This is a genomic window from Shewanella sp. SW32, assembly GCF_025653365.1.
Taxonomy (GTDB): Bacteria; Pseudomonadota; Gammaproteobacteria; order Enterobacterales; family Shewanellaceae; genus Shewanella; species Shewanella oncorhynchi.
Genome location: NZ_JAKKSJ010000017.1, coordinates 1 through 20626, shown reverse-complemented (window position 1 = coordinate 20626; position 20626 = coordinate 1). Strand labels below are relative to the sequence as shown.

Below are 20626 nucleotides of genomic sequence, written 5' to 3'. Positions count from 1 at the left end.
TGGAAACGGCCTTTTTATTGTGCTTATTATTCTGGTTTATTGGCTTCAGGGCAGGATGCTAAGACGCTAATACTCGCATCTGCATTTTTTTGCTCTAAGGTGACAGTGAAACCCCATAATCGATGTAAATGCTTTAATACTTCTTTATGGCTATTGGCTAAGGGAATATCGTTATTTGGCACATAATGTAAGGTTAAGGATCGATCACCGTTGATTTCCACATTATGTACTTGGATATTTGGCTCAATATTAGACAGGTTATATTGTTGTGATAGTAACTGGCGAATATCTTGATAGCCCCGTTCATCGTGGATCGCGGATACCGAAAGATAATTGCGTTTCTCATCATCATGGATACCGAACAATTTAAATTGGCGGATAACTTTAGGTGAAAGATATTGGCTAATAAAACTTTCATCTTTAAAGTTTTGCATCGCAAAGTGTAAGGTTTCAATCCAATTACTGCCAGCAATGTCGGGAAACCAAGCTTTATCTTCATCGGTTGGATTTTCACAAATACGCCGAATATCGGTGAACATAGCAAAACCTAAGGCGTATGGGTTGATGCCACTGTAATAACGACTGTTGTAATCGGGTTGGGCCACAACGCCTGTATGGCTTTGCAAAAACTCGATCATGAAGCGATCAGTGACCACGCCATCGTCGTACAAGTGATTCAAGATAGTGTAATGCCAGAAGGTTGCCCAGCCTTCATTCATGACTTGAGTTTGTTTTTGCGGATAAAAATATTGCGCCATTTTACGCACAATACGGATTATTTCCCTTTGCCATGGTTCAAGCAAAGGAGCGTTTTTTTCGATAAAATATAAAATATTTTCCTGCGGTTCGGCGGGGAAACGACGTTTTTTAGATTGAGACTGCTCATGTTGATGGGTCGGAATGGTGCGCCATAAATCATTTACTTGGCTTTGAAGGTAAGCCTCGCGATCCTTTTGTCTTGCTTGTTCTTCCCTGAATGAGATTTCAGAGGGACGTTTATAACGATCGACACCATAGTTCATTAGCGCATGACAGGAGTCTATGACGCTTTCGACTTGTTCTACACCGTATTTTTGCTCGCAGTCACTGATGTAGTTTTTAGCAAAGACAAGGTAGTCAATAATCGAGCTCGCATCTGTCCATGTCTTAAATAAGTAATTGTTTTTAAAAAAGCTGTTATGTCCGAAACAGGCGTGAGCTATCACCAGCGCCTGCATTGTGATGGTGTTTTCTTCCATTAAGTAAGCGATACAGGGGTTAGAGTTAATTACAATTTCATAGGCGAGCCCCATTTGGCCACGTTTGTAACCTTGCTCGGTTTCGATAAAACGTTTGCCGAAAGACCAATGGGTGTAACCTATGGGCATGCCTATGCCAGCATAAGCATCCATCATCTGTTCAGCAGTGATGACTTCAATTTGATTTGGGTAAGTGCTGAGTTTATAGAGCGCTGCCACCCGCTCAATTTCCTTGAGGTAGTCTTGCAGTAGCTCGAAGCTCCAGTCGGGACCATCGCTCAGTGGTGTCCAAGATGTTGATTTAGTTATCCCCATAGTGCCCCCTTAAACCGCTTGTTTCTTGAATAGCTCCCTAAAGACAGGGTAAATATCTTCGGCTTGACGTATATGCTGCACGGCGATGTTGTCGTAATGCTGTTGCAGGGATTCATATTCGCGCCACAGGGTTTGATGGGCGCGATTGGTGATTTCGATATAGCTGTAGTAGCGCACGAGTGGCAATATTTTTTGTTCTAACAATTGCCTACAGGTAGGTGAATCGTCAGCCCAGTTATCACCGTCGGATGCTTGGGCTGCGTAAATATTCCACTCATCGGCGGGGTAGCGGGCTTGTTGAATTTCATGCATTAATTTCAATGCACTGGACACTATGGTGCCGCCCGTTTCTTGGGAGTAAAAGAACTCGTGTTCATCGACTTCTTTGGCTTGGGTATGGTGACGAATGTAAACCACTTCTAAATTTTTATAGGTACGAGTGAGGAACAAATACAGCAAGATATAGAAGCGTTTTGCCATATCTTTAGTTGCCTGATCCATAGAACCAGACACATCCATTAAACAGAACATCACAGCTTGGCTAGAGGGGATTTCTCGTTTCGCATAATTATTAAAGCGCAGATCGAAGGTATCGATAAACGGCACTCTAGCAATCTTTTGTTTTAACTCCTCAATTTGAGCTTTTAAATCCAAAATCAACTCAGCCTTAGTACCTGGAATATTTTCCAGTTCAGCAAGTTCTTGTTCTAACTCTTTTAATAGTTTCTTTTTACTGGCCGACATCGCAATGCGACGTGCAAGGGATGAACGTAATGAACGGACAATATTGATGTTAGCGGGGACGCCATCATTGGTGAACCCAGCACGGTAAATTTGGTATTCCACCAGTTTATTGAGGCGATTTTTTTGTAGATTGGGGAGTTCTAAGTCCTCAAACAATAACTCTAGATACTCGTCTTTAGAGATTTCGAACACAAAGTCATCGTCGCCTTCACCCGAGTTTGAGGCCTCGCCTTTGCCCGAACCGCCGCCTGAACCACCAGGTGGCCGGTCAATTTTATCGCCACGGGTAAATTGGTCATTACCGGGATGCACTCTATCCCTGACACCGCCTTTGCCTTGGTGAAACATAGGTTCACTGATATCCCGTGTTGGGATACTGATTTTTTCGCCTTTATCTACATCCGTTACGCTGCGACGAGTCACTGCATCGCTGACGGCTTTTTTAATTTGTTGCTTATATCTATTGATAAAGCGTTGGCGGTTGACTGTGCTTTTTCCTTTCGCATTCAACCGTCTATCGATAAAGTTCGCCATACGCACCTCCCAAAACCCAGCGAAGGCTTTGGCAACACCAAAGCCCTGTACTTAGTTAGCGCAAGTTTAAGAAGATTTACGAACTCGTAAATACCACTCAGACAAGAGTCGGACTTGTTTTTTGGTATAGCCTTTCTCCATCATGCGATTGACGAAATCATCGTGTTTGCGTTGATCGTCGTTTGACGTTTTGGCGTTAAAGGAAATAACAGGCAGTAAATCTTCTGTGTTGGAGAACATTTTCTTCTCGATCACAGTGCGAAGTTTCTCGTAGCTGGTCCATAGCGGATTGTTACCCTCATGATTCGCGCGGGCGCGCAGCACAAAGTTGACGATTTCATTACGGAAATCTTTAGGATTGCTGATCCCCGCGGGTTTCTCAATCTTCTCAAGTTCTGCATTGAGGGCGGCGCGGTCGAATAGCTGACCTGTTTCTGGATCGCGGTATTCTTGATCTTGGATCCAAAAATCGGCGTAGGTGACATAGCGGTCGAAGATATTTTGGCCGTATTCAGAGTAAGACTCTAAGTAAGCGGTTTGAATTTCTTTGCCGATAAACTCCACATATTTAGGGATCAAATAACCTTTTAGGAATTCAAGATAACGTTCGGCGGTATCACCGGGGAACTGTTCTTGTTCAATTTGCCGTTCGAGCACATAGAATAAATGCACTGGGTTGGCGGCGATTTCTGAATGGTCGAAGTTAAATACCCGCGACAAAATCTTAAAGGCGAAACGGGTAGATAGCCCATTCATGCCTTCATCGACACCCGCGTAATCACGGTATTCTTGGTAAGACTTAGCCTTAGGATCGGTATCTTTCAGGCTTTCACCGTCATACACCCGCATCTTAGAGTAGATGGAGGAGTTTTCAGGTGGCTTGATGCGCGACAACACACTAAATTGCGCTAGGGTTTCTAAGGTCCCTGGCGCGCAGGGCGCTTTTGATAACTCAGAGTTGATCAGCAGTTTTTGATAGATTTGCAGTTCTTCCGAAACCCGTAAACAGTAGGGCACTTTGACGATGTAAACACGGTCGAGGAAGGCTTCGTTGTTTTTGTTATTTTTGAAGGTTGACCATTCGGACTCGTTTGAGTGAGCCAGAATAATTCCGCTATAGGGCAGGGCCGATAGGCCTTCAGTGCCGTTATAGTTGCCTTCTTGCGTCGCAGTTAGTAGTGGATGCAGCACTTTAATCGGTGCCTTAAACATCTCGACGAATTCCATCACCCCTTGGTTGGCGCGGCACAATGCACCCGAATAAGCGTAAGCATCGGCATCATCTTGGGAGAAATGCTCGAGCTGACGAATATCCACTTTACCGACGAGGGAGGAAATGTCTTGGTTGTTTTCATCTCCGGGTTCTGTTTTCGCTATCGCCACTTGGTCCAGAATCGATGGAAAAACTTTCACCACGCGAAATTTGGAGATATCACCACCAAACTCATGCAGACGTTTTACCGCCCAAGGCGACATGATGGTTTTGAGATAGCGGTTGGGAATGTTGAATTCATCTTTTAACAGCTGACCATCTTCTTCTAAATCGAATAGACAGAAGGGATGATCGTTGACAGGGCTACGTACCCCATTTGCGCTCAGAATATAAATGGGCACTTTTTGCATCAGGGCTTTGAGTTTTTCGGCGAGCGATGACTTACCGCCGCCCACAGGGCCCAGTAGGTATAAAATTTGTTTGGATTCTTCTAATCCTTGAGCCGAGTGCTTTAGATAAGCCACGATTTGCTCTATGGCATCTTCCATGCCGAAGAAATCTTTAAATGCGGGATAGCGTGAAATAAGTCGATTCGAAAAAATACGGCTAAGTGTTGGATTTTTTGCGGTATCAATGACTTCTGCTTCACCGATTGCAAGCAATAGTCGCTCTGATGCTGACATGTAAGCGCTGCGATCTCCTTTGCAGATATCCAGAAACTCTTGCAAAGAATATTCTTCATCGAGTTTTTGTTCGTAGCGCTTTTGGTAATGCTCGAAAATGCCCATATAAACCCCCTGAAACGCCAGTGATGTCATGGAACGGATAACTGGCTAGCCAGCTTCCTACTCTAATCTTAGACATAAACTCACTATCTGTGTCAAAAAAATATCAAATAAAACAATAACAAATAGTTGCAAACGCAATTATTGCACTTGTAGTTTACGGAGGGGCAATCAGATGGATAAGGGATGGACTGCAAACGAGGGGCATAAAAAAAGAGCCACTAGGGCTCTTTTTACTGGGATTAACTCACTGCTCATGCAGCAGTCAACAACGATAGGTTAAATGAATTAACCTGCGAAGTTTTGGTTAACGAAGTCCCAGTTAACTAATTGCCAGAAGTGGGCAAGGTAGTCAGGACGCACGTTACGGTAATCGATGTAGTAAGCGTGTTCCCACACGTCAACTGTCATGATTGGCGTTACTGAGCTGTCAGTCAGTGGCGTTGCAGCATTGCTAGTGTTGACGATAGCAAGTGTGCCATCGGCTTTTTTCACTAACCATGTCCAAGCGCTACCGAAGTTGTTTACTGCTGAATCAGTAAATTGTGCTTTGAATGCGTCGAATGAACCGAAAGCAGCATTGATTGCATCAGCAACTGGGCCTGTTGGCTCGCCGCCAGCGTTTGGTGCTAGGCAGTTCCAGTAGAAAGTGTGGTTCCACACTTGAGCTGCGTTGTTGAATACGCCGCCAGTAGAAGTTTTGATGATATCTTCTAAAGATTTGCCAGCAAAATCAGTTCCTTCGATTAAGCCGTTTAGCTTCACAACATAAGTGTTGTGGTGCTTGCCGTAGTGGTATTCTATGGTTTCTTGAGAAATGTGTGGTTCTAGTGCGTTCTTTGCATATGGTAATGCGGGTAATTCGAAAGCCATTAGTATCTCTCCATGGTCTTAGGTTATCGTTTCTTAAACGTGCTCACTTGGGACTATTGTACCGATAAAATTTGTGATGTGAATCATTGTTTAGCTAATTGACTAGATAGACGCCATCGAAAAATCAAATGTCGACATAACCTTACAAACTGTGGGATTTTGTTCTGCGTCTAGCTGACGTACAATAGTCGCATTGAGTCAACGTCATCCTACTTAGGAATCAAAATGGAAACAGTAGAGAAAATTAAGCAGCAGATCACGGAAAACCCTATCATTGTTTATATGAAAGGCTCTCCTAAGTTACCAAGCTGTGGCTTCTCGTCACAGGTAGCTCAGATCATGATTAACTGCGGCGAGCAGTTTGCATTCGTGGATATTCTTCAGCATCCAGACATTCGCGCAGAATTACCTAAGTTTGCTAACTGGCCGACTTTCCCACAATTGTGGATTGAAGGCGAGTTGATCGGTGGGTGTGATATCGTAGTGGACATGTTCCAAAAAGGCGAATTACAACCTTTGATCAAAGCGGCTGCCGCTAAGATCAAGACTGAAGAGTAAGAGTTAATTCTTACTTCATAAAAATATTGCTTCATAAAAAAGGCCGCCGTGATTGATATCACAGCGGCCTTTTTTATGGTGGTTTCTTAAGAAACGATCAATTTTATAAAGTGGTCATTTTTCAACGACCTACTTCGAAATTGATCGTGTCTTCAAGCCGTAATTAATGAGGCGTCACATCAGACTCGTGGTGTTTATTGTGTGGCTTAGTCGCGGGTAATAATAAGTTCATGGTAATAGCGACAATACCGCACAAGCTAATACCAGTCAGACTGAATGAACCTATGCCAAATGCCATGCCGCCGATACCAAAGACTAAGGTAACACCGACAATACTTAAATTACGTGGCTCAGATAAATCCACATGATTACGAATAAGGGTGTTGAGGCCAACTGCGGCAATGGAACCAAATAGCAAACACATAATACCGCCCATCACTGGGACGGGAATAGTTTGCATCAGCGCACCTAGTTTGCCAACGAAGGCTAAAGTGATGGCGGTAATGGCAGTCCAAGTCATGATCTTAGGATCAAAATTTCGGGTTAAGGTTACTGCACCTGTCACTTCTGAGTAAGTCGTGTTAGGTGGACCACCAAAGGCTGCGGCTGCAATTGTGGCAATCCCGTCACCCGTTAGCGTGCGATGCAGGCCGGGTTTTTTCATAAAATCTTTACCCGTGACGTTGGATATCGCCAGAATATCACCTATATGTTCTACCGCAGGGGCGATTGCCACTGGGATCATAAATGCGATGGCATACCAGTTTAATTCTGGCGCGACAAATTTAGGAATAGCAATCCAGCTTGCAGCGGTCACGACTGCAAAATCAACAATACCAAAGGCTAGGCTTAAACTGTAACCTACTATAATACCTGCTAAAATCGGCATCACTTTGAGTAGGCCCTTTGCGAAAATCGCCACCGCGATAGTGGTACCAAGCGATGCGAGCGAAATAAATAACGCCGTATTTGTAGCGACTAAAGTCAAGCTACCATCACCACTCTTGCCTAATGCCATATTCACTGCCACGGGGGCTAAGCCAAGGCCGATAATAATGATCACAGGTCCCACTACGACTGGGGGCAATAGTCTGTGAATAAAGTCAGTACCGCGCACTTTAACCAAGGCGCCGAGCATGACGTAGACCACGCCCGCGGCCATAATGCCGCCCATTGTGGATGGAATTCCCCAAGTCTGCACGCCATAAAGTATGGGGGCAATAAAGGCGAAGGAAGATGCGAGGAAGATAGGCACTTGGCGTTTAGTAATCAATTGGAAGAGTAGGGTACCGATACCAGCGGTAAACAATGCCACACTGGTGTCGAGTCCTGTAAGTAGCGGCATTAGTACTAGGGCACCGAAGGCCACAAATAGCATTTGCGCGCCCTGTAGGGGGATAGCGAGTCGTCTCATTTATTATTCTCGTTAATTTAGGGTAAACCGCCAAATGATAACAGTTTGTTGGATTTTGAGCAGAAGAAAATCGCCTGTTTTGCCGACGTTGATCACTGTTTGGGTTTTCTGTGCTATGGCTGGCACGGAAATGGGGCTAAATTTTGGCAAGACTCGCTTAAGGCGCTAACTATGGTACAATTTGTCTCATCTGACGCTACTTCAACTACTCAAAGATGCTGAAATTCCTATTGAAGCCGAGCTTAATTGCATTTCTATATTGTCTGTTCACGATTAATAGCGTCAATGCTGTTGAGGTGAGTAAATTAGATGAGGCCAATGTGCCTGTGTCTTCGCGCGCAGTTGCTGAACGCGACAAAGCCTTAAAAAGTGCACTTGAGCATGTCATTATCAAGAACACTGGGACGGCGCGATCCCTCGATAACAGCCTGATCCAATCTCAGCTCAGTAATCCTGATACCTTGCTGAGCCAGTATGGTTATATCGAGCAAAATGGCCAATTGCTGTTGACCGCGAGTTTTGAGCACCGCCGCATAGTGGCGTTACTGCGTCAGGCACAATTGCCTGTTTGGGGAACTCAACGCCCGCTGACCTTATTTTGGGTCGCTATGCCTGGTGATGGCGACACTATGATATTGGGTGACTCATCTGCGTTAGCCGAACGTAAGATTTTTAGCGATTTTTCCTATGCCCGCGGTATACCTGTACTCTTGCCTATCTTAGATCTTGATGAGTTGATGGGTATAAATCCTAACGATATTAAAGGGATGTTTGCCGACATCGTGGCGAGTGTGTCTGGCCGCTATCAAGCTGACTTTTTGGCGCTAGTGGCAATTGATGCCGCCGGGAATCAGGTTCGTTATCGTTTAAATCTTTATACTAAGGCTACCATTGATTCTTTGACGCCACCGTTATTCAGTTACAACGGTACTGCTGAAAATTCGGCCCAAGCGATTACCGCTATGATGGCGGCGTTAGGTGAATACTATTTTACTAAGTATGCGATTGCCGATACTGGTACTCAGCTTGGTGCGAGTGTTACCTTCGTTAATATCCAAAAAATGGCGCAATTAGTTGAAGTTGAAAAATATTTGAAGCAACTCAGCGCGATTAAAAATGCCACGTTAACGCATATTCAAGGTAATACTGTGACTTTCTCGTTAGATTTATTTGGCTCAGAGACGGATTTACAACGCTTATTAAGCTTAGAGCCGCGTATTTCTGTGGTCGCACCTGTGAGTGCAGGTGAATTTAGCCCTGTCTCTAATCAAACTGGCAAACCTGTGTATGAATGGCGTTTACATTAAGATGTTATCGGCCGTGCTTAGTTAAGCACGGCATTGTTTTTATTTAATATTGAGAAGACCGAGTGCCCTTAAACTCACCTTTGCAACTCTCGCTACCTGTGCATTTGCCAGATGACGAAACCTTTAATAGTTATTACCCCGCCGCGGGTAATGATGAACTTATTCAAAAATTGAGAGCGAATGCCGAAGGGCAGGGTGAAGCCGCCATCTATTTGTGGGGCCCAGTTAAATCGGGTCGAACCCATTTAATGCACGCTGCTTGCGCCCACGCTAATGAAGTGGAACGTCGCAGCTTTTATATTCCTTTAGGCATACATGCGAGTATTTCGACCGCATTGCTTGAAGGCCTAGAACAGTTGGATTTGGTTTGTATCGATGATGTCGATGCTATCGCCGGCCACCCCGTTTGGGAAGAGGCGATTTTTGATCTCTACAATCGCGTTGCAGAACATAAGAATTGTGCCTTAGTGGTTAGCGGCAGTTCGTCTCCTGCGGATGCTGGGTTCCTCTTGCCAGATCTTGTTTCACGTATGCAATGGGGGTTGAATTACCAACTGCAACCCATGGCAGATGATGAAAAACTTGCCGCACTGCAACGCCGCGCCGCTATGCGTGGCCTGCAATTACCGGAAGATGTCGGGCGTTTTTTACTGAACCGTATGGCGCGGGATTTGCGTACCTTGTTTGATGTATTAGATAAGTTAGATAAAGCCTCATTAGTGCATCAGCGTAAGCTCACGATTCCGTTTGCCAAAGAGATGCTGCACCTTTAGATACAGCATGGTTTGTGTTCGTTCTGAAGATACAAAACCTACTGGCATTAAAGCCAAAAAGAGTAAAGCCCGTCATGTTGAATACATACGGGCTTTTGTTTATCTAAAATTTAAAACGCTATTGTTGTGGATGTTGGTGACGGTCACCACTTAAGCGAAGTTCGGCTTCAAAACGAGACTCGGCATTAATTGCAGCTGCATTGCTTTCGCTTTTGAGCTGCGTATTCGCAGGCGATATTGCCAATGTTTGACGCCAGCTTTGACCTTGCACCATATTAATTGGTTCGGGTAGGCTTTCGACCAGACTGATCCCATTAAGCTCCGGCAGCATTTCATCAATCACCAACGCAGCGCGATTTTCTAGACTGTCTTTTGCAATTCGTCCCCTTTGTCCCCAGTCAATAATCAGCGAATCCGCAGTTAAAATCGCAGGTTTATTGGTGACGGCGACATCACGCAATATTTGATAGCGATAACTCATCATGGCTTCTTCAAATAACATGGCCGTGTCTTCACGGGTACTGGAATAGGCATAGAAGTCGCTGGCGATATCGGTAGAAAAGAAAGTACTGACATCCGATGCTTGATAGGTCTTCTGCACATTACTCGCCGCTGCGCCGAGGAAACTAACATTGGCAAGTCCCATCATTTCAGTGCTCGTTAATGGGTAGGTTTTGCTGACTTGATCTGAAATTAGACTCTTGCTGGCATTGCGGCGGCTGTAGTCATCTAACAGTCTTGGCCCTGTGAGTGTGGTATGCACGCTGCGTGGAAAAAAGTCATTGGCATGGGCGAGCTCGTGGTACAACAAGGAGGCCAGATCGGGATTGATTTGCGCTAATGTGCGGTTTGCTCTGACGGTGATAGGCACGCCAAGGGAGGCATATTGGTTATCTTTTACATAACGCCAAGGCATCACAAAGTTAAGATCATTTCCAAAATTACTGCGGTAATCCGGCGCCTCATTAATAGTGTCGCGCTGGCTTGACGTAAGCCATAAATCATTGGGATCGAGATAAATCGCCCCTGTGACTACCCAGTAAAAAGAAGGGCGTACATCATAGCTAATCACCACGGCTGTAACGGATTGTAACAGGCGGGCAAAGTCACTATCGGGATCCATCTGGGCTAAGAAAGCGGCAAAGTTATCACCCATCCAATCGTGGGAAACCAGTACTCGATTTAGAATCGTCTCACGATTTAGATCGCTTGAGATTTGACCTATCAAAGGTAAGGTATTGATAGTGCAGTTATCATTAAGCTGATTGGAGTAAACACAGTTTGCTAGCACATTGGCGTAAGGTGAAGTCGGACGATAGGCATGGGTGCGCGCAACTGGGGTATCGAAGTATGGTGAGCTTATCGCTGGCACCGAGGTTGTTAGCACAAAGACATCATCGCTAAGCTGATTGCCATTGACGTTGGCATTCACTTTGAGCCGAGTGATTGTATCCTGGGTGACCGTTGGCGCGGTAAACAAGGGTCTAAACGGATCGCTCACATCGACCATTAAATCTGGGCCAGATGCTACACACCAAGAGATATTTGCTGCGCTTAATTCCGATTGTTGTCCGAGTCTTAAGCTCACATTATTGCCTTCAACCACTTGGTGATCTTGACGAACGTTTAGCACACCCGTCGATGCGGGATCGACATTAATGCCAATTTCTCCGGTGGCATCTAGATTACTGCCCGTCACATGCAAGCTAAAACGGTAGCCGCCTGCGGTGGGAGTATCAAAGGCTAATACTGGGCTGTTTTGACTGACTAGTGCTATGTTAGGGCCATCGATTTGCTGCCAACGGAAGGTTAAGTCTTGGCTGTCACGATTTAGGATATTGGCAATGATAATACTAGATTGACCCGCCACATAATTTTGCTCGGTTTGAAAGCGAATTGAGGATGACGTGGTGGTAATGAGTGGCGAAATGCTATCTGTGCAGCGTGCTAGTGAAGTGGAGGGGGGCGTGACTACACTATCATCTGGTTGACTATCACCATCGCCTCCGCATGCCGCAAGTAGGCCCGAGCAGGCCATAAATCCGAAAAATTTCAGTGGTATCGACATTCCCATTACACCATTCTCCCTTGTTAACTCTGCTGTGCTATTTAGACTTTTGTGGCGTCATGGGACGCTTATACTGTGAGAAACTGACTATAACACGGGCACTTAGTTGCAAAAAGTCAGTGTAAGTATAATAAGTGTTAATTTTGTCGTGATGGGAATTGACGTCGGAACGGAGGTTAGAACTAAGGTTAAAATGGGTATTCAGACTGAGATCATAAGGGATATTTGAGCCAAGGTTTGGCCTTCTAATATAAAAAATGCCGCCATACCTAGCAAGGTGAGACGGCACTGAAAATACATTGAACGGACTATTCTTTAGATTTTTTCTTCAGGCCTAATCCCAGTTCACGACCACGTATGCGGGCATAAAATGGGAAAGCGATTAGCAGTACGCCAATCAATAATACTTCGATTAAGGCAAAAGCGAAGGCATCATTGGTGACATAAAGCAGGGTGAGCCCATGTAACATATATAAGCACAGAATAAAACTTGCCCAAGCGTAAGTGTATGGATTACCTTGGAAAACTCCCTTTGCGGGTAGTAATAACGGCACTATCCATAAGAGGCTAAATAGCAGGGTGTATTCACCGCTAATCCCTTGGCCAACAAACCAACCGCCTAACAGCAGCACTAGCGCAAAGTAGCCTAAACGGCTAAGGATAAATAAGGTGTTGGACGTCATAAGTCTACCTAAGGGTTGAAAATAAAAGCCATTTTTGTTTAAAAATTATGGGTTAAAGAATAGTAAGTACATTCTCAGGAGGACGGCCGATGGCTGCGCTTTGATTGGCGAGCACAATTGGCCGTTCGATGAGTTTAGGTGTGTTGACCATAGCCTCAATCAACTGCAATTCTGTTAGTGATGAGTCTGCAAGTCCCAAGGCTTGATATTCTGCTTCCTTGGTGCGCATTAATTCGCGAGCACTGATGCCTAATTTAACCAGAATGTCGCCGATATCTTTAGCCGTAGGGGGATTTTTTAAGTATTCCACTAAGGTAATGTCGCAGCCTTGTTGCTCGAGTAAAGCTAAGGTTTCACGGCTTTTTGAACAACGTGGGTTATGGTAAATCGTCGCTTGGGTCATAGTACTAGAGGCTCAATACGGGCTGAAATAACAATGGCGCGGATAATAACAGAAAAAACCGCGCCCCGTCAGTGTGTTCGAGGCGCATAAATGGGTAATTGTCTTTAATCTATTTGTAAAACAACTTATTACTTAAGCGCATCCATCTCTTTATCAGCCATTTTAAACTGGCGAATACGTGCTTCAATACGTGCAAGCTGTAATGGATTATTTTCGGATGCACGGTAGGCAAAGTTAAGTTGATCGATTGCGCCCTTATAATTAGCACCTAAGGCCATCAGCTCTGCGGTGGAAAAATATTCCAATGCTTGATTGCCGGTTTTTTTATACACCATAGTCAACAATTGATAAGGCAGTTCATTTTGTTTATCGAGGAAAATCATATCTTCCAGCAAAGGGATTGCTTTGGGGGCTTGATCGGCTTCGATATATATATTGGCTAAGTTGGCATTGATCACTTGAGACGTTGGTTTCATTTTACGCTGGGCTTCGAGCATAGTAATCGCTTTTGCATAGTCCTTACGTTCGATCAGTAAATCAGATTTAGTGTCTATATAAAACAGGTTGTTATCATCGATTTTTAACAGCTCATCGACGATTTTTTCTGATTCATTAAACTTCTTCAATCTATATAAAGCCAGCGCTTTGCCATAAAGTGCTGCCTCTTTGAAGGTATAGGTCTGTTTGTTGAGCTGCCGATCAAACATGCTTAATACTGCTTCGTCGCTATAGCTGGAAAAACGGACTTGAATACGAGCTTTTGCTAGCTGAAAATTAAGATTATCAGGGATATAACGTTTAGGGTATTGCTCGGCACGGTTACGGGCTTCAGTGATCCGCGATTCAGGCAATGGGTGAGTTAATAACATTTGTGGTGGTGTGGTGGTAAAGCGATAACGACTGGCTAATTTACCAAAGAAATCCGCTGCAGCATTAGGATTAAAGCCTGCATCCACTAGAATTTGCATTCCGATGCGATCGGCTTCCTTTTCATGCAAACGGGTGTAGTTGATTTTCGATTGTGTCGCCATGGCTTGGGTTGTCGCAAGCGCCGCCATACCTGCTTGTGGTACTGCAATCGTTAACAAAATGGCGCCGAGTAAACCGGCAATTGTTGCAGGATTACTTTTTTGCTGTGCTTCAAGGGATCGGGCAAGGTGACGTTGAGTAACGTGAGTCACTTCGTGGCCTAATACTGAAGCGAGTTCGCTTTCATTGTCGGCATTGAGAAATAAGCCTGTGTGCACGGCAACATGGCCACCAAAGAAGGCGAAGGCGTTGATTTCATCATTTTGTAATAGGAAAAAATAAAACGGCGTTTTTACGCCTGTGGCATGGGCGACCAGTTTATTGCCAAGCTCGGTAAGATATTGACTCAACACGGGGTCATTTAGCATAGGTGCCGATGAGCGAATGATGCGCATATAAGCATCACCGTAAACCATTTCTTTTTCAAGGCTGAAGGTGTTAACTGCGGCCGTACCTAAATCCGGTAAGTCATTGTTGGCAAAGCTTTTGGCGGCGAAGGTTAGCAGCATCAAGGAGAGTGCGCCTGCAACAAAAGGTTTGAATCGAGTCAAAAAAGTCAAGTTACGCAAGCGGATCCTTTTATTTCTAATTATCTCAACTAAAGGCAGATACTGCACTTAGCTTGTAGTTTGAGGTGCAACTTAGGATAATGGCCCAAGTTCGTCTATAGCAAGTTCATTATGATTTTTATTGATTTAACGCTCTTTCGTTGTCCAGTACCCTTAGTGAAAGTGAAGCTTGCATTGAAGCCAATGCGAGAGGGTGAGCAGTTGCATATCTTACTCTCAGACTCTGGTTCGCGGCGAGATGTTCCCCAATATTTAAAAAAACAAGGGCATGTCGTGCAAGAGTTGCATAATGATGCAAGTCTGTTAGCCTTGATGGTCACCAAAGTTGATCTATCTCAGGGATAAATTGAGGATTTTTATGTTTAAATCTTCTGAGACTAACATTAATCGCTTAATTCTGAGCCAGAGTGCCGCTCAGGCTCGGTTGTTTACTCCTATCAGTTTATTTTTTGATTTAGCTGACGTGTAGGAGCGAAAGTCTAACTGAGTAAAGTCTCGAATAGCATCATGATAAATAAACTTTCCTGAGCGTTTGGGAAGCCTCGCCAGCCATCACTATATTGGAATGATCCATGTTTACTGTTTTTTCTCGTTGGTACCAAGAGCGCTTTAGTGATCCACAAGCTGTGACCTTAATGGCTATTCTTGTCGGGCTCGCGCTAGTGATTTATTTTGCGGCAGGTTTACTTGCTCCGCTGTTGGTCGCTCTTGTGTTGGCATTTCTATTGGAATGGCCTGTGGCGCAAATGCTTAAATTGGGGATTAATCGCACCGCTGGTGCGTCCTTGGTTATTGTGTTGTTTTTGGGAATCGTGGTTTTACTGACATTTGGCTTAATTCCGAGTGTGTGGCGTCAAGGTGTTAGCTTAATTGCCGACTTGCCTAGCATGATAGATAAAGGCTTGCTGACAATACAAACACTGATCAATCAATATCCACGATTTATCAATCCAGAGCAGTTAGATCTGATGGTTGGTGAGCTTAAAAAACTGCTCGATACTCAACATGTGTTGGATATTGCTAAGCAATTAATCGGTTATTCAGCTTCTTTACTCGTCTTGATGGTGTACGCGATTTTAGTGCCCTTACTGGTGTTTTTCTTTTTAAAAGATAAAGATCAACTGATTAGCGGCAGTAAGCGATTTTTTCCCGCAAATCGCCAGTTAGCGCGTAAAGTGTGGTTTGAAATGCACCAACAGATTTTTAATTACATTCGTGGCAAAGTGATCGAAATCGTGGTTGTTGGTGTCGCAACTTATATTTTGTTTGCCTTGATGGGACTGCGATATTCGGTGTTGCTCGGTGTGTTAACGGGGTTATCGGTATTGATCCCTTATGTCGGTGCAACCTTAGTTACATTACCTATCACCCTAGTGGCATTTTTTCAGTGGGGTTTTAGTTCTGAATTTGGCTATTTAATGTTGGGTTACGGTATTATTCAGGCGCTCGACGGTAATTTACTCGTGCCTATTTTATTCTCCGATGCGGTGGATTTGCATCCGGTGATCATCATAGCGGCCGTTTTAGTCTTTGGCGGTTTATGGGGTGTATGGGGAGTATTCTTTGCCATTCCATTAGCATCGTTGGTCAAAGCCGTGATTAACGCTTGGCCTAAAACAGAGCTTGAGGCTGACAATAAACTTGATGCGAGTTGATGCCTACCTGTCTAATAGCTATTTGTATCATTGGTTATAGTGGGCGAGTTAACCGTTATCGCTAATTCCTTCTGGCATTTGAATTAAGTGCCAGAGGCGTTTTGGTTGAATGTTGTGCCTTCACTATTTAAAGCATCCTCGTCTAGTACTCTGTACCCATTCACTTATTGTCATTCCTTTTTATTATCACTTTGTCTTAAGTATCACCATGAATCGAGCTTTTAGTTTTAGATTAAGGGGGATTTATTCTGTCGCTTGCCAGTTTAGGGATTTACATTATGTAGCCTCTAGGTTAGGTAGATGTAAAACTCTTATATAAGCATGTGGTTACATGATGCAGCGCACATTTTACCCTTGAGTATGTTGATAAAGTTGTGTCGCTTAGTTTGGGTTTGCTTATTCGTTCATCCTTAGCTAAGTTATATCGAGTCGTGCTATTTATTTTGGTTGAGAGATGGAAGTCACCCTGACAAGAATTTCCACTGACAATCGCCATTGGAGGATACTATTGTGAGCAAAAAACTATTAAGTGCACTTTTCGGGGCAAGTCTTGCAGCGTTAGCGCTGTCGCCAACCGCATTTGCTGCAGATCAAAAATTGTCTGATTTCCATGCTGAGTCAGGTGGATGCGAAAGCTGTCATAAAGATGGTACACCTTCTGCGGATGGTGCCTTTGAATTTGCACAGTGCCAAAGTTGTCATGGTACCTATGCTGAAATGGACGCTGTGCATAAGCCACATGACGGTAATTTAGTCTGTGCAGATTGTCATGCGGTACATGATATGAATGTCGGTCAAAAACCTACCTGTGAAAGTTGCCATGATGATGGTCGTACCCCAGCGACTATTCTGAAAAAATAATCAAAAAATGTTAGAAACGTTGGCGTGAGCCTTCAAGTCTAAATAAATAACGCCAGCAAATTGCTGGTGTTTTTTTGCATAGAGGGAGTAGAAGTTGAATAGTTATTCTAGGTAACTCTAAGTGCCAAAATAAATGTAATTCAAATAATATTTTTTTCATATCTTTACTGGCACATTGTGTCAATGTGTAAATCAAAATCGGTTACAACAGTGATGGTTTTGACAGGGTATTTGCATTCGTGGTATACATTTTGTATTCAGTATGTAAATTGATTTTATAGGGAAGTGAAATGACCAAACATGGAAGTAATGTTTTTTATTTATTTTCATCTAACTCTAAAAAAAGAAGAGTTCCTGTAGCATTTTATTTAACACCTTGTAGAATATTATCTTTTTTTATTTTATTAAGTCTTGTCTCTGGGTGTGTTTCATATTCCTCAGTCGATGAGTTGCTCACACGTAAGCCTTTAGTCCTACCTGCATCACATAGCGCATTATTCAATACTCAGACTATTCCTGTTCCGTCAGTTGATAGCTTATCAAGTCTTACAAGTGAACAGCGCACTGAATTAAATGATTTCATAAGAAGAAAAGAGATTGAAAAACTTTCACCCAGAAAACAAGTTTTTGAATTCATCAGTAGTAAAATGCAACACTTTAACTACGAGGGTAGAAATTATATCGCATCAGAAGCATTGAGAACCCAGAGTGGAAATTGTATGAGTCTAGCTTTGTTGACTTATGCAGTTGCTAATATATTGAATGTAGAAACCACTTTTCAAGTAATTCACTCTTCTCCATTACTTACTGATATTAAAGATGATTTGGTTGTTAGTTCGGATCATGTTCGCGTTTTTCTATCTGATAGTGCATATAAGGGTCACTATCTAAGTGGTGGAAATTATACTGTTATTGATTATTTTCCAGACGTGAATGATCGAGCTGGCGCTATTGTTAGTGAGCAGGAGTTTCTTGCGATGTTTTATCGTAATCTTGCAGCAGATGCTTTGCTGGAAGGTGACTTAAGTCGAAGTTTCGCAATGCTTGAAAGAGGGGTTTTATTAGCGCCTAAGTACTCACCTGTTATAAATATGATGGCAATATTACACCGTCGTGCAGGCGATTATGACACTTCTCGGGATTTTTATAAATATGGGCTTGAAATCGCTGATAGCCAAGTTGTGTTACTTAGTAATTATCGACAACTTTTAAGACAGATTGATGATAAAAAAGAGCTAAGTTCAGTCGAGGCACAACTACTTGCTCTTAATGACTCAACACCTTATGAATGGTACGGTTTAGGGCTCGATGCATTAAAATCTGCGGACTATAAAAAAGCACAAGTCTATTTAAAAAAATTTTTAAATAATACGCCTTACTTCCATAGAGCATACTATGATCTTGCTAAAGCCCAGTTTGCCTTGGGAGATATACGCTCAGCACAAGAGTCTTTGCATCAAGCGTTAGAGTTAGCAAAATTACCTGATAACCTACAAAAGTATAAAGCAAAATTGCAATGGTTAAGTCAACAGAACCATTAATATTTGGGAGCATTTGTTCTGACGCTTGTTGGAAAACAAGCGTCAGTTTTTTAAACATTACTCATCTTTTGGTTGGCCTTGGATGATCTTCTTGCCGGAGAACATGGCTGAAATAATCCCTGGTTGACGTTTTACTTCAGTATAAATCACCGCGAATACATGTAATAACATCAGCAGTAACAACACATAAACCGCATAGACGTGCACTTGACCTGCCAATCCTTTCATTGGTTTAAGTGCATCCGCTTTTTCTGCATTCACACCCGTTGCATCATAGGGTTTTAAGCTTGTAGGTTCGACATTGGTATCAGCAAGATAACTTTGTACAGCACTACCTAGCGGCGGATAATAAATATCTGTACCTGCACGGAAAAGTCCAGTGATCATTATGGTCACTAATAGCAACATGATGGCCAGCACGGCAAATTTACCTTTAGGGTTATGACCTAAATACTGCGGATTTTTCCCCGCGGCTAATTCAGTCTTATAAGCTATTAATTCGCTTTTGCTATTAGCATTGGGAAACATGTGGCTGAAACGCGCATATTTGTTACCGATAAAACCCCACACAAGGCGGACGATGAGGTTTATTGCGAACGCATATCCTATGCACACGTGTAAAGTTTTCAAGCCAATTTTACCTGTTAACTCAGATATGCCTAGCTCAGTGCGATACATCATGATGCCACCGACTAAGGTGAGTGCGAGCACAAGAATGACATTAATCCAATGAAATAATCGCGTCGGTTTGTCCCACACAGGATAGGATTTTATTTCAAAAGCGGTGGGGTTACTGCTGGACATGGAATTTCCTTATTTTTTGTGTTGGTATGATCTTACGCTTTTATCCTAAAATTTCAGTAACTTTTTTCAGTTTTAATTAAGACTTCTGATTGATAGTGTAGTCAACGAAAGTGTTAGAAGTTTTTGATTTGCGTACGGTAAATATTTTTTACGTAAGTCTTTTTAATCTGTTTTATCTAATGCTAATATCGTGACCACGGTAGACTTGGAAGTCTATTGAACGGATGTTGAAGTTGTATTTGGAGGATCTTAGATCCTTAAAGTGAATAATCGTTAACCAGACAGGGAGTGAGCAGGATGTTCAAAATATTACATTGGATTGTAGTGTCACGATCGCAAGTATTGATGGAATTGCTCGCAGGACGTTGGCCGCAGGAGTTTCTCGTTAAGTTGACCCAAGTCAGCCCTGATGAGATGTGTGAGAAAATCAAAGATAATAATGCCTCCATGGTCGTGATCGATTTAGCGACTGTTGATCTTCAAAAAGCCCATCAATTTCAACGTTTACTTGCCCGTGAGCAACCGAGTGTGCGAGTTGTCTATTTGCAGTTCCCTAAACAAGTGGATGCACGTTTCTTAATGCAAGCAGCCACAACTGCAGGGGTGTTTTATCTCGATGCAGGTTTAACTGAGATAAGCCTTGGACTCTCGAATATTTTACGAGGTCATAGGGTCATCCCAATTCAGCTCATTAATGGGGTAAATGATGATTTTGGGTTGTTTGAAGACACTGAACCGTTAACTATCCGTGAGCGTGAAGTATTACAAGCATTGTTGACGGGCAGTACTAATTTAGATATCGCCAATCAGTTGTTTGTCAGTGAAAGCACGATAAAAACCCATTTGTACCGAGTATTCCGTAAAATTGGAGTGTCTAGCCGTGGTCAAGCGATTGCGTGGGCACAAACCTATTTGCACGATGTGGTGGTTTAAGTCGATATCAGTATTGATATACAAACGGATCTACGTTTAAGTTAAGTCTTATCTCAGATAAAAGGGGCTAAAGCCCCTTTTATTGTCATCCCCAAACCACCGCCTCTGGCGGTGGTGATTGTTCCTTGAGGCTATAGCCTGAATTACGCCCATGCTAAAAGAGACTTCTTATTCACCACAAGTAAGAGGAAACGAAAAGCATGGGCGATTATAGAAGTTCATCACATGTTTATTGGCGTTGCAAATATCATATTGTTTGGACTCCGAAGTACCGTTTTAAAATATTAAAAGGAAACCTTGGTAAGGAGTTATACAGGTCAATTTAT

General features: G+C 43.2%; 19 protein-coding genes. 9 read left to right on the top strand and 10 right to left on the bottom strand.

Annotation, left to right across the window (positions count from 1 at the left end):
• Positions 1 to 26 precede the first annotated feature (26 nt).
• The 4 genes from L5M28_RS11665 to sodB all read right to left on the bottom strand — a co-directional run bounded on the left by L5M28_RS11665 (position 27) and on the right by sodB (position 5702).
• A complete protein-coding gene (locus tag L5M28_RS11665) occupies positions 27 to 1553 on the bottom strand; it encodes a SpoVR family protein (RefSeq protein ID WP_173496550.1) in 1527 nt (508 codons plus the stop codon).
• Positions 1554 to 1562: 9 nt separating this feature from the next.
• On the bottom strand, positions 1563 to 2831 hold the full coding sequence (locus tag L5M28_RS11660) for a YeaH/YhbH family protein (protein WP_063883574.1): 1269 nt from the start codon (positions 2829 to 2831) through the stop codon (positions 1563 to 1565).
• A gap of 66 nt (positions 2832 to 2897) precedes the next feature.
• Complete coding sequence (locus L5M28_RS11655; RefSeq protein WP_006086332.1) at positions 2898 to 4832, bottom strand: PrkA family serine protein kinase; 1935 nt, start codon at positions 4830 to 4832, stop codon at positions 2898 to 2900.
• Positions 4833 to 5117: 285 nt separating this feature from the next.
• Entirely contained in the window at positions 5118 to 5702 is a 585-nt protein-coding gene (gene sodB / locus L5M28_RS11650) for a superoxide dismutase [Fe] (protein ID WP_006081288.1), read from the bottom strand.
• A gap of 225 nt (positions 5703 to 5927) precedes the next feature.
• Here sodB and grxD point away from each other — a divergent pair, with 225 nt between their 5' ends.
• Positions 5928 to 6260, top strand: a complete 333-nt coding sequence (gene grxD, locus L5M28_RS11645; protein ID WP_011846572.1) for a Grx4 family monothiol glutaredoxin — start codon at positions 5928 to 5930, stop codon at positions 6258 to 6260.
• A 163-nt stretch (positions 6261 to 6423) separates the two neighbouring features.
• Here the strand turns inward: grxD and L5M28_RS11640 are convergent, their stop codons facing one another.
• Positions 6424 to 7674, bottom strand: a complete 1251-nt coding sequence (locus L5M28_RS11640) for a uracil-xanthine permease family protein (protein WP_028760316.1) — start codon at positions 7672 to 7674, stop codon at positions 6424 to 6426.
• 215 nt (positions 7675 to 7889) lie between these two features.
• On the opposite strand from L5M28_RS11640, the gene L5M28_RS11635 reads away from it, so the two are divergent.
• Complete coding sequence (locus L5M28_RS11635; protein WP_198572695.1) at positions 7890 to 8981, top strand: DUF2066 domain-containing protein; 1092 nt, start codon at positions 7890 to 7892, stop codon at positions 8979 to 8981.
• A 62-nt stretch (positions 8982 to 9043) separates the two neighbouring features.
• Positions 9044 to 9754, top strand: a complete 711-nt coding sequence (gene hda / locus L5M28_RS11630; protein ID WP_006081292.1) for a DnaA inactivator Hda — start codon at positions 9044 to 9046, stop codon at positions 9752 to 9754.
• A gap of 118 nt (positions 9755 to 9872) precedes the next feature.
• Here hda and L5M28_RS11625 read toward each other — a convergent pair whose 3' ends face one another.
• The 4 genes from L5M28_RS11625 to L5M28_RS11610 form a co-directional block, all read right to left on the bottom strand.
• On the bottom strand, positions 9873 to 11828 hold the full coding sequence (locus L5M28_RS11625) for a hypothetical protein (RefSeq protein WP_263203393.1): 1956 nt from the start codon (positions 11826 to 11828) through the stop codon (positions 9873 to 9875).
• Positions 11829 to 12130: 302 nt separating this feature from the next.
• Entirely contained in the window at positions 12131 to 12505 is a 375-nt protein-coding gene (locus L5M28_RS11620) for a DUF2069 domain-containing protein (RefSeq protein WP_028760312.1), read from the bottom strand.
• Positions 12506 to 12557: 52 nt separating this feature from the next.
• Complete coding sequence (gene arsC, locus L5M28_RS11615) at positions 12558 to 12908, bottom strand: arsenate reductase (glutaredoxin) (RefSeq protein ID WP_168823940.1); 351 nt, start codon at positions 12906 to 12908, stop codon at positions 12558 to 12560.
• A 128-nt stretch (positions 12909 to 13036) separates the two neighbouring features.
• On the bottom strand, positions 13037 to 14506 hold the full coding sequence (locus tag L5M28_RS11610) for a M48 family metalloprotease (RefSeq protein WP_198572697.1): 1470 nt from the start codon (positions 14504 to 14506) through the stop codon (positions 13037 to 13039).
• 111 nt (positions 14507 to 14617) lie between these two features.
• Here L5M28_RS11610 and L5M28_RS11605 point away from each other — a divergent pair, with 111 nt between their 5' ends.
• The 4 genes from L5M28_RS11605 (at position 14618) to L5M28_RS11590 (ending at position 18563) form a co-directional block, all read left to right on the top strand.
• Entirely contained in the window at positions 14618 to 14851 is a 234-nt protein-coding gene (locus L5M28_RS11605; RefSeq protein ID WP_263196049.1) for a sulfurtransferase TusA family protein, read from the top strand.
• 227 nt (positions 14852 to 15078) lie between these two features.
• Positions 15079 to 16161: an AI-2E family transporter gene (locus tag L5M28_RS11600; protein WP_198572698.1), complete on the top strand. Its 1083-nt coding sequence runs from the start codon at positions 15079 to 15081 to the stop codon at positions 16159 to 16161.
• Between the two features lie 510 nt (positions 16162 to 16671).
• Entirely contained in the window at positions 16672 to 17022 is a 351-nt protein-coding gene (gene cctA / locus L5M28_RS11595) for a tetraheme c-type cytochrome CctA (protein WP_263196050.1), read from the top strand.
• Positions 17023 to 17312: 290 nt separating this feature from the next.
• Positions 17313 to 18563 carry a tetratricopeptide repeat protein gene (locus tag L5M28_RS11590; RefSeq protein WP_263196051.1) on the top strand — a complete coding sequence of 417 codons (1251 nt, stop codon included), beginning with the start codon at positions 17313 to 17315 and terminating at the stop codon, positions 18561 to 18563.
• Between the two features lie 57 nt (positions 18564 to 18620).
• On the opposite strand, the gene L5M28_RS11585 is transcribed toward L5M28_RS11590, so the two are convergent.
• A complete protein-coding gene (locus L5M28_RS11585; protein WP_263196052.1) occupies positions 18621 to 19367 on the bottom strand; it encodes a cytochrome b/b6 domain-containing protein in 747 nt (248 codons plus the stop codon).
• 297 nt (positions 19368 to 19664) lie between these two features.
• Between L5M28_RS11585 and L5M28_RS11580 the strand changes: the two genes are divergently transcribed.
• Together L5M28_RS11580 and L5M28_RS11575 are read left to right on the top strand one after the other, a co-directional pair.
• A complete protein-coding gene (locus L5M28_RS11580; protein WP_028760305.1) occupies positions 19665 to 20300 on the top strand; it encodes a LuxR C-terminal-related transcriptional regulator in 636 nt (211 codons plus the stop codon).
• A 200-nt stretch (positions 20301 to 20500) separates the two neighbouring features.
• Positions 20501 to 20626: transposase (locus L5M28_RS11575; protein WP_263196057.1), on the top strand; the 126-nt coding region annotated here is incomplete at its 3' end.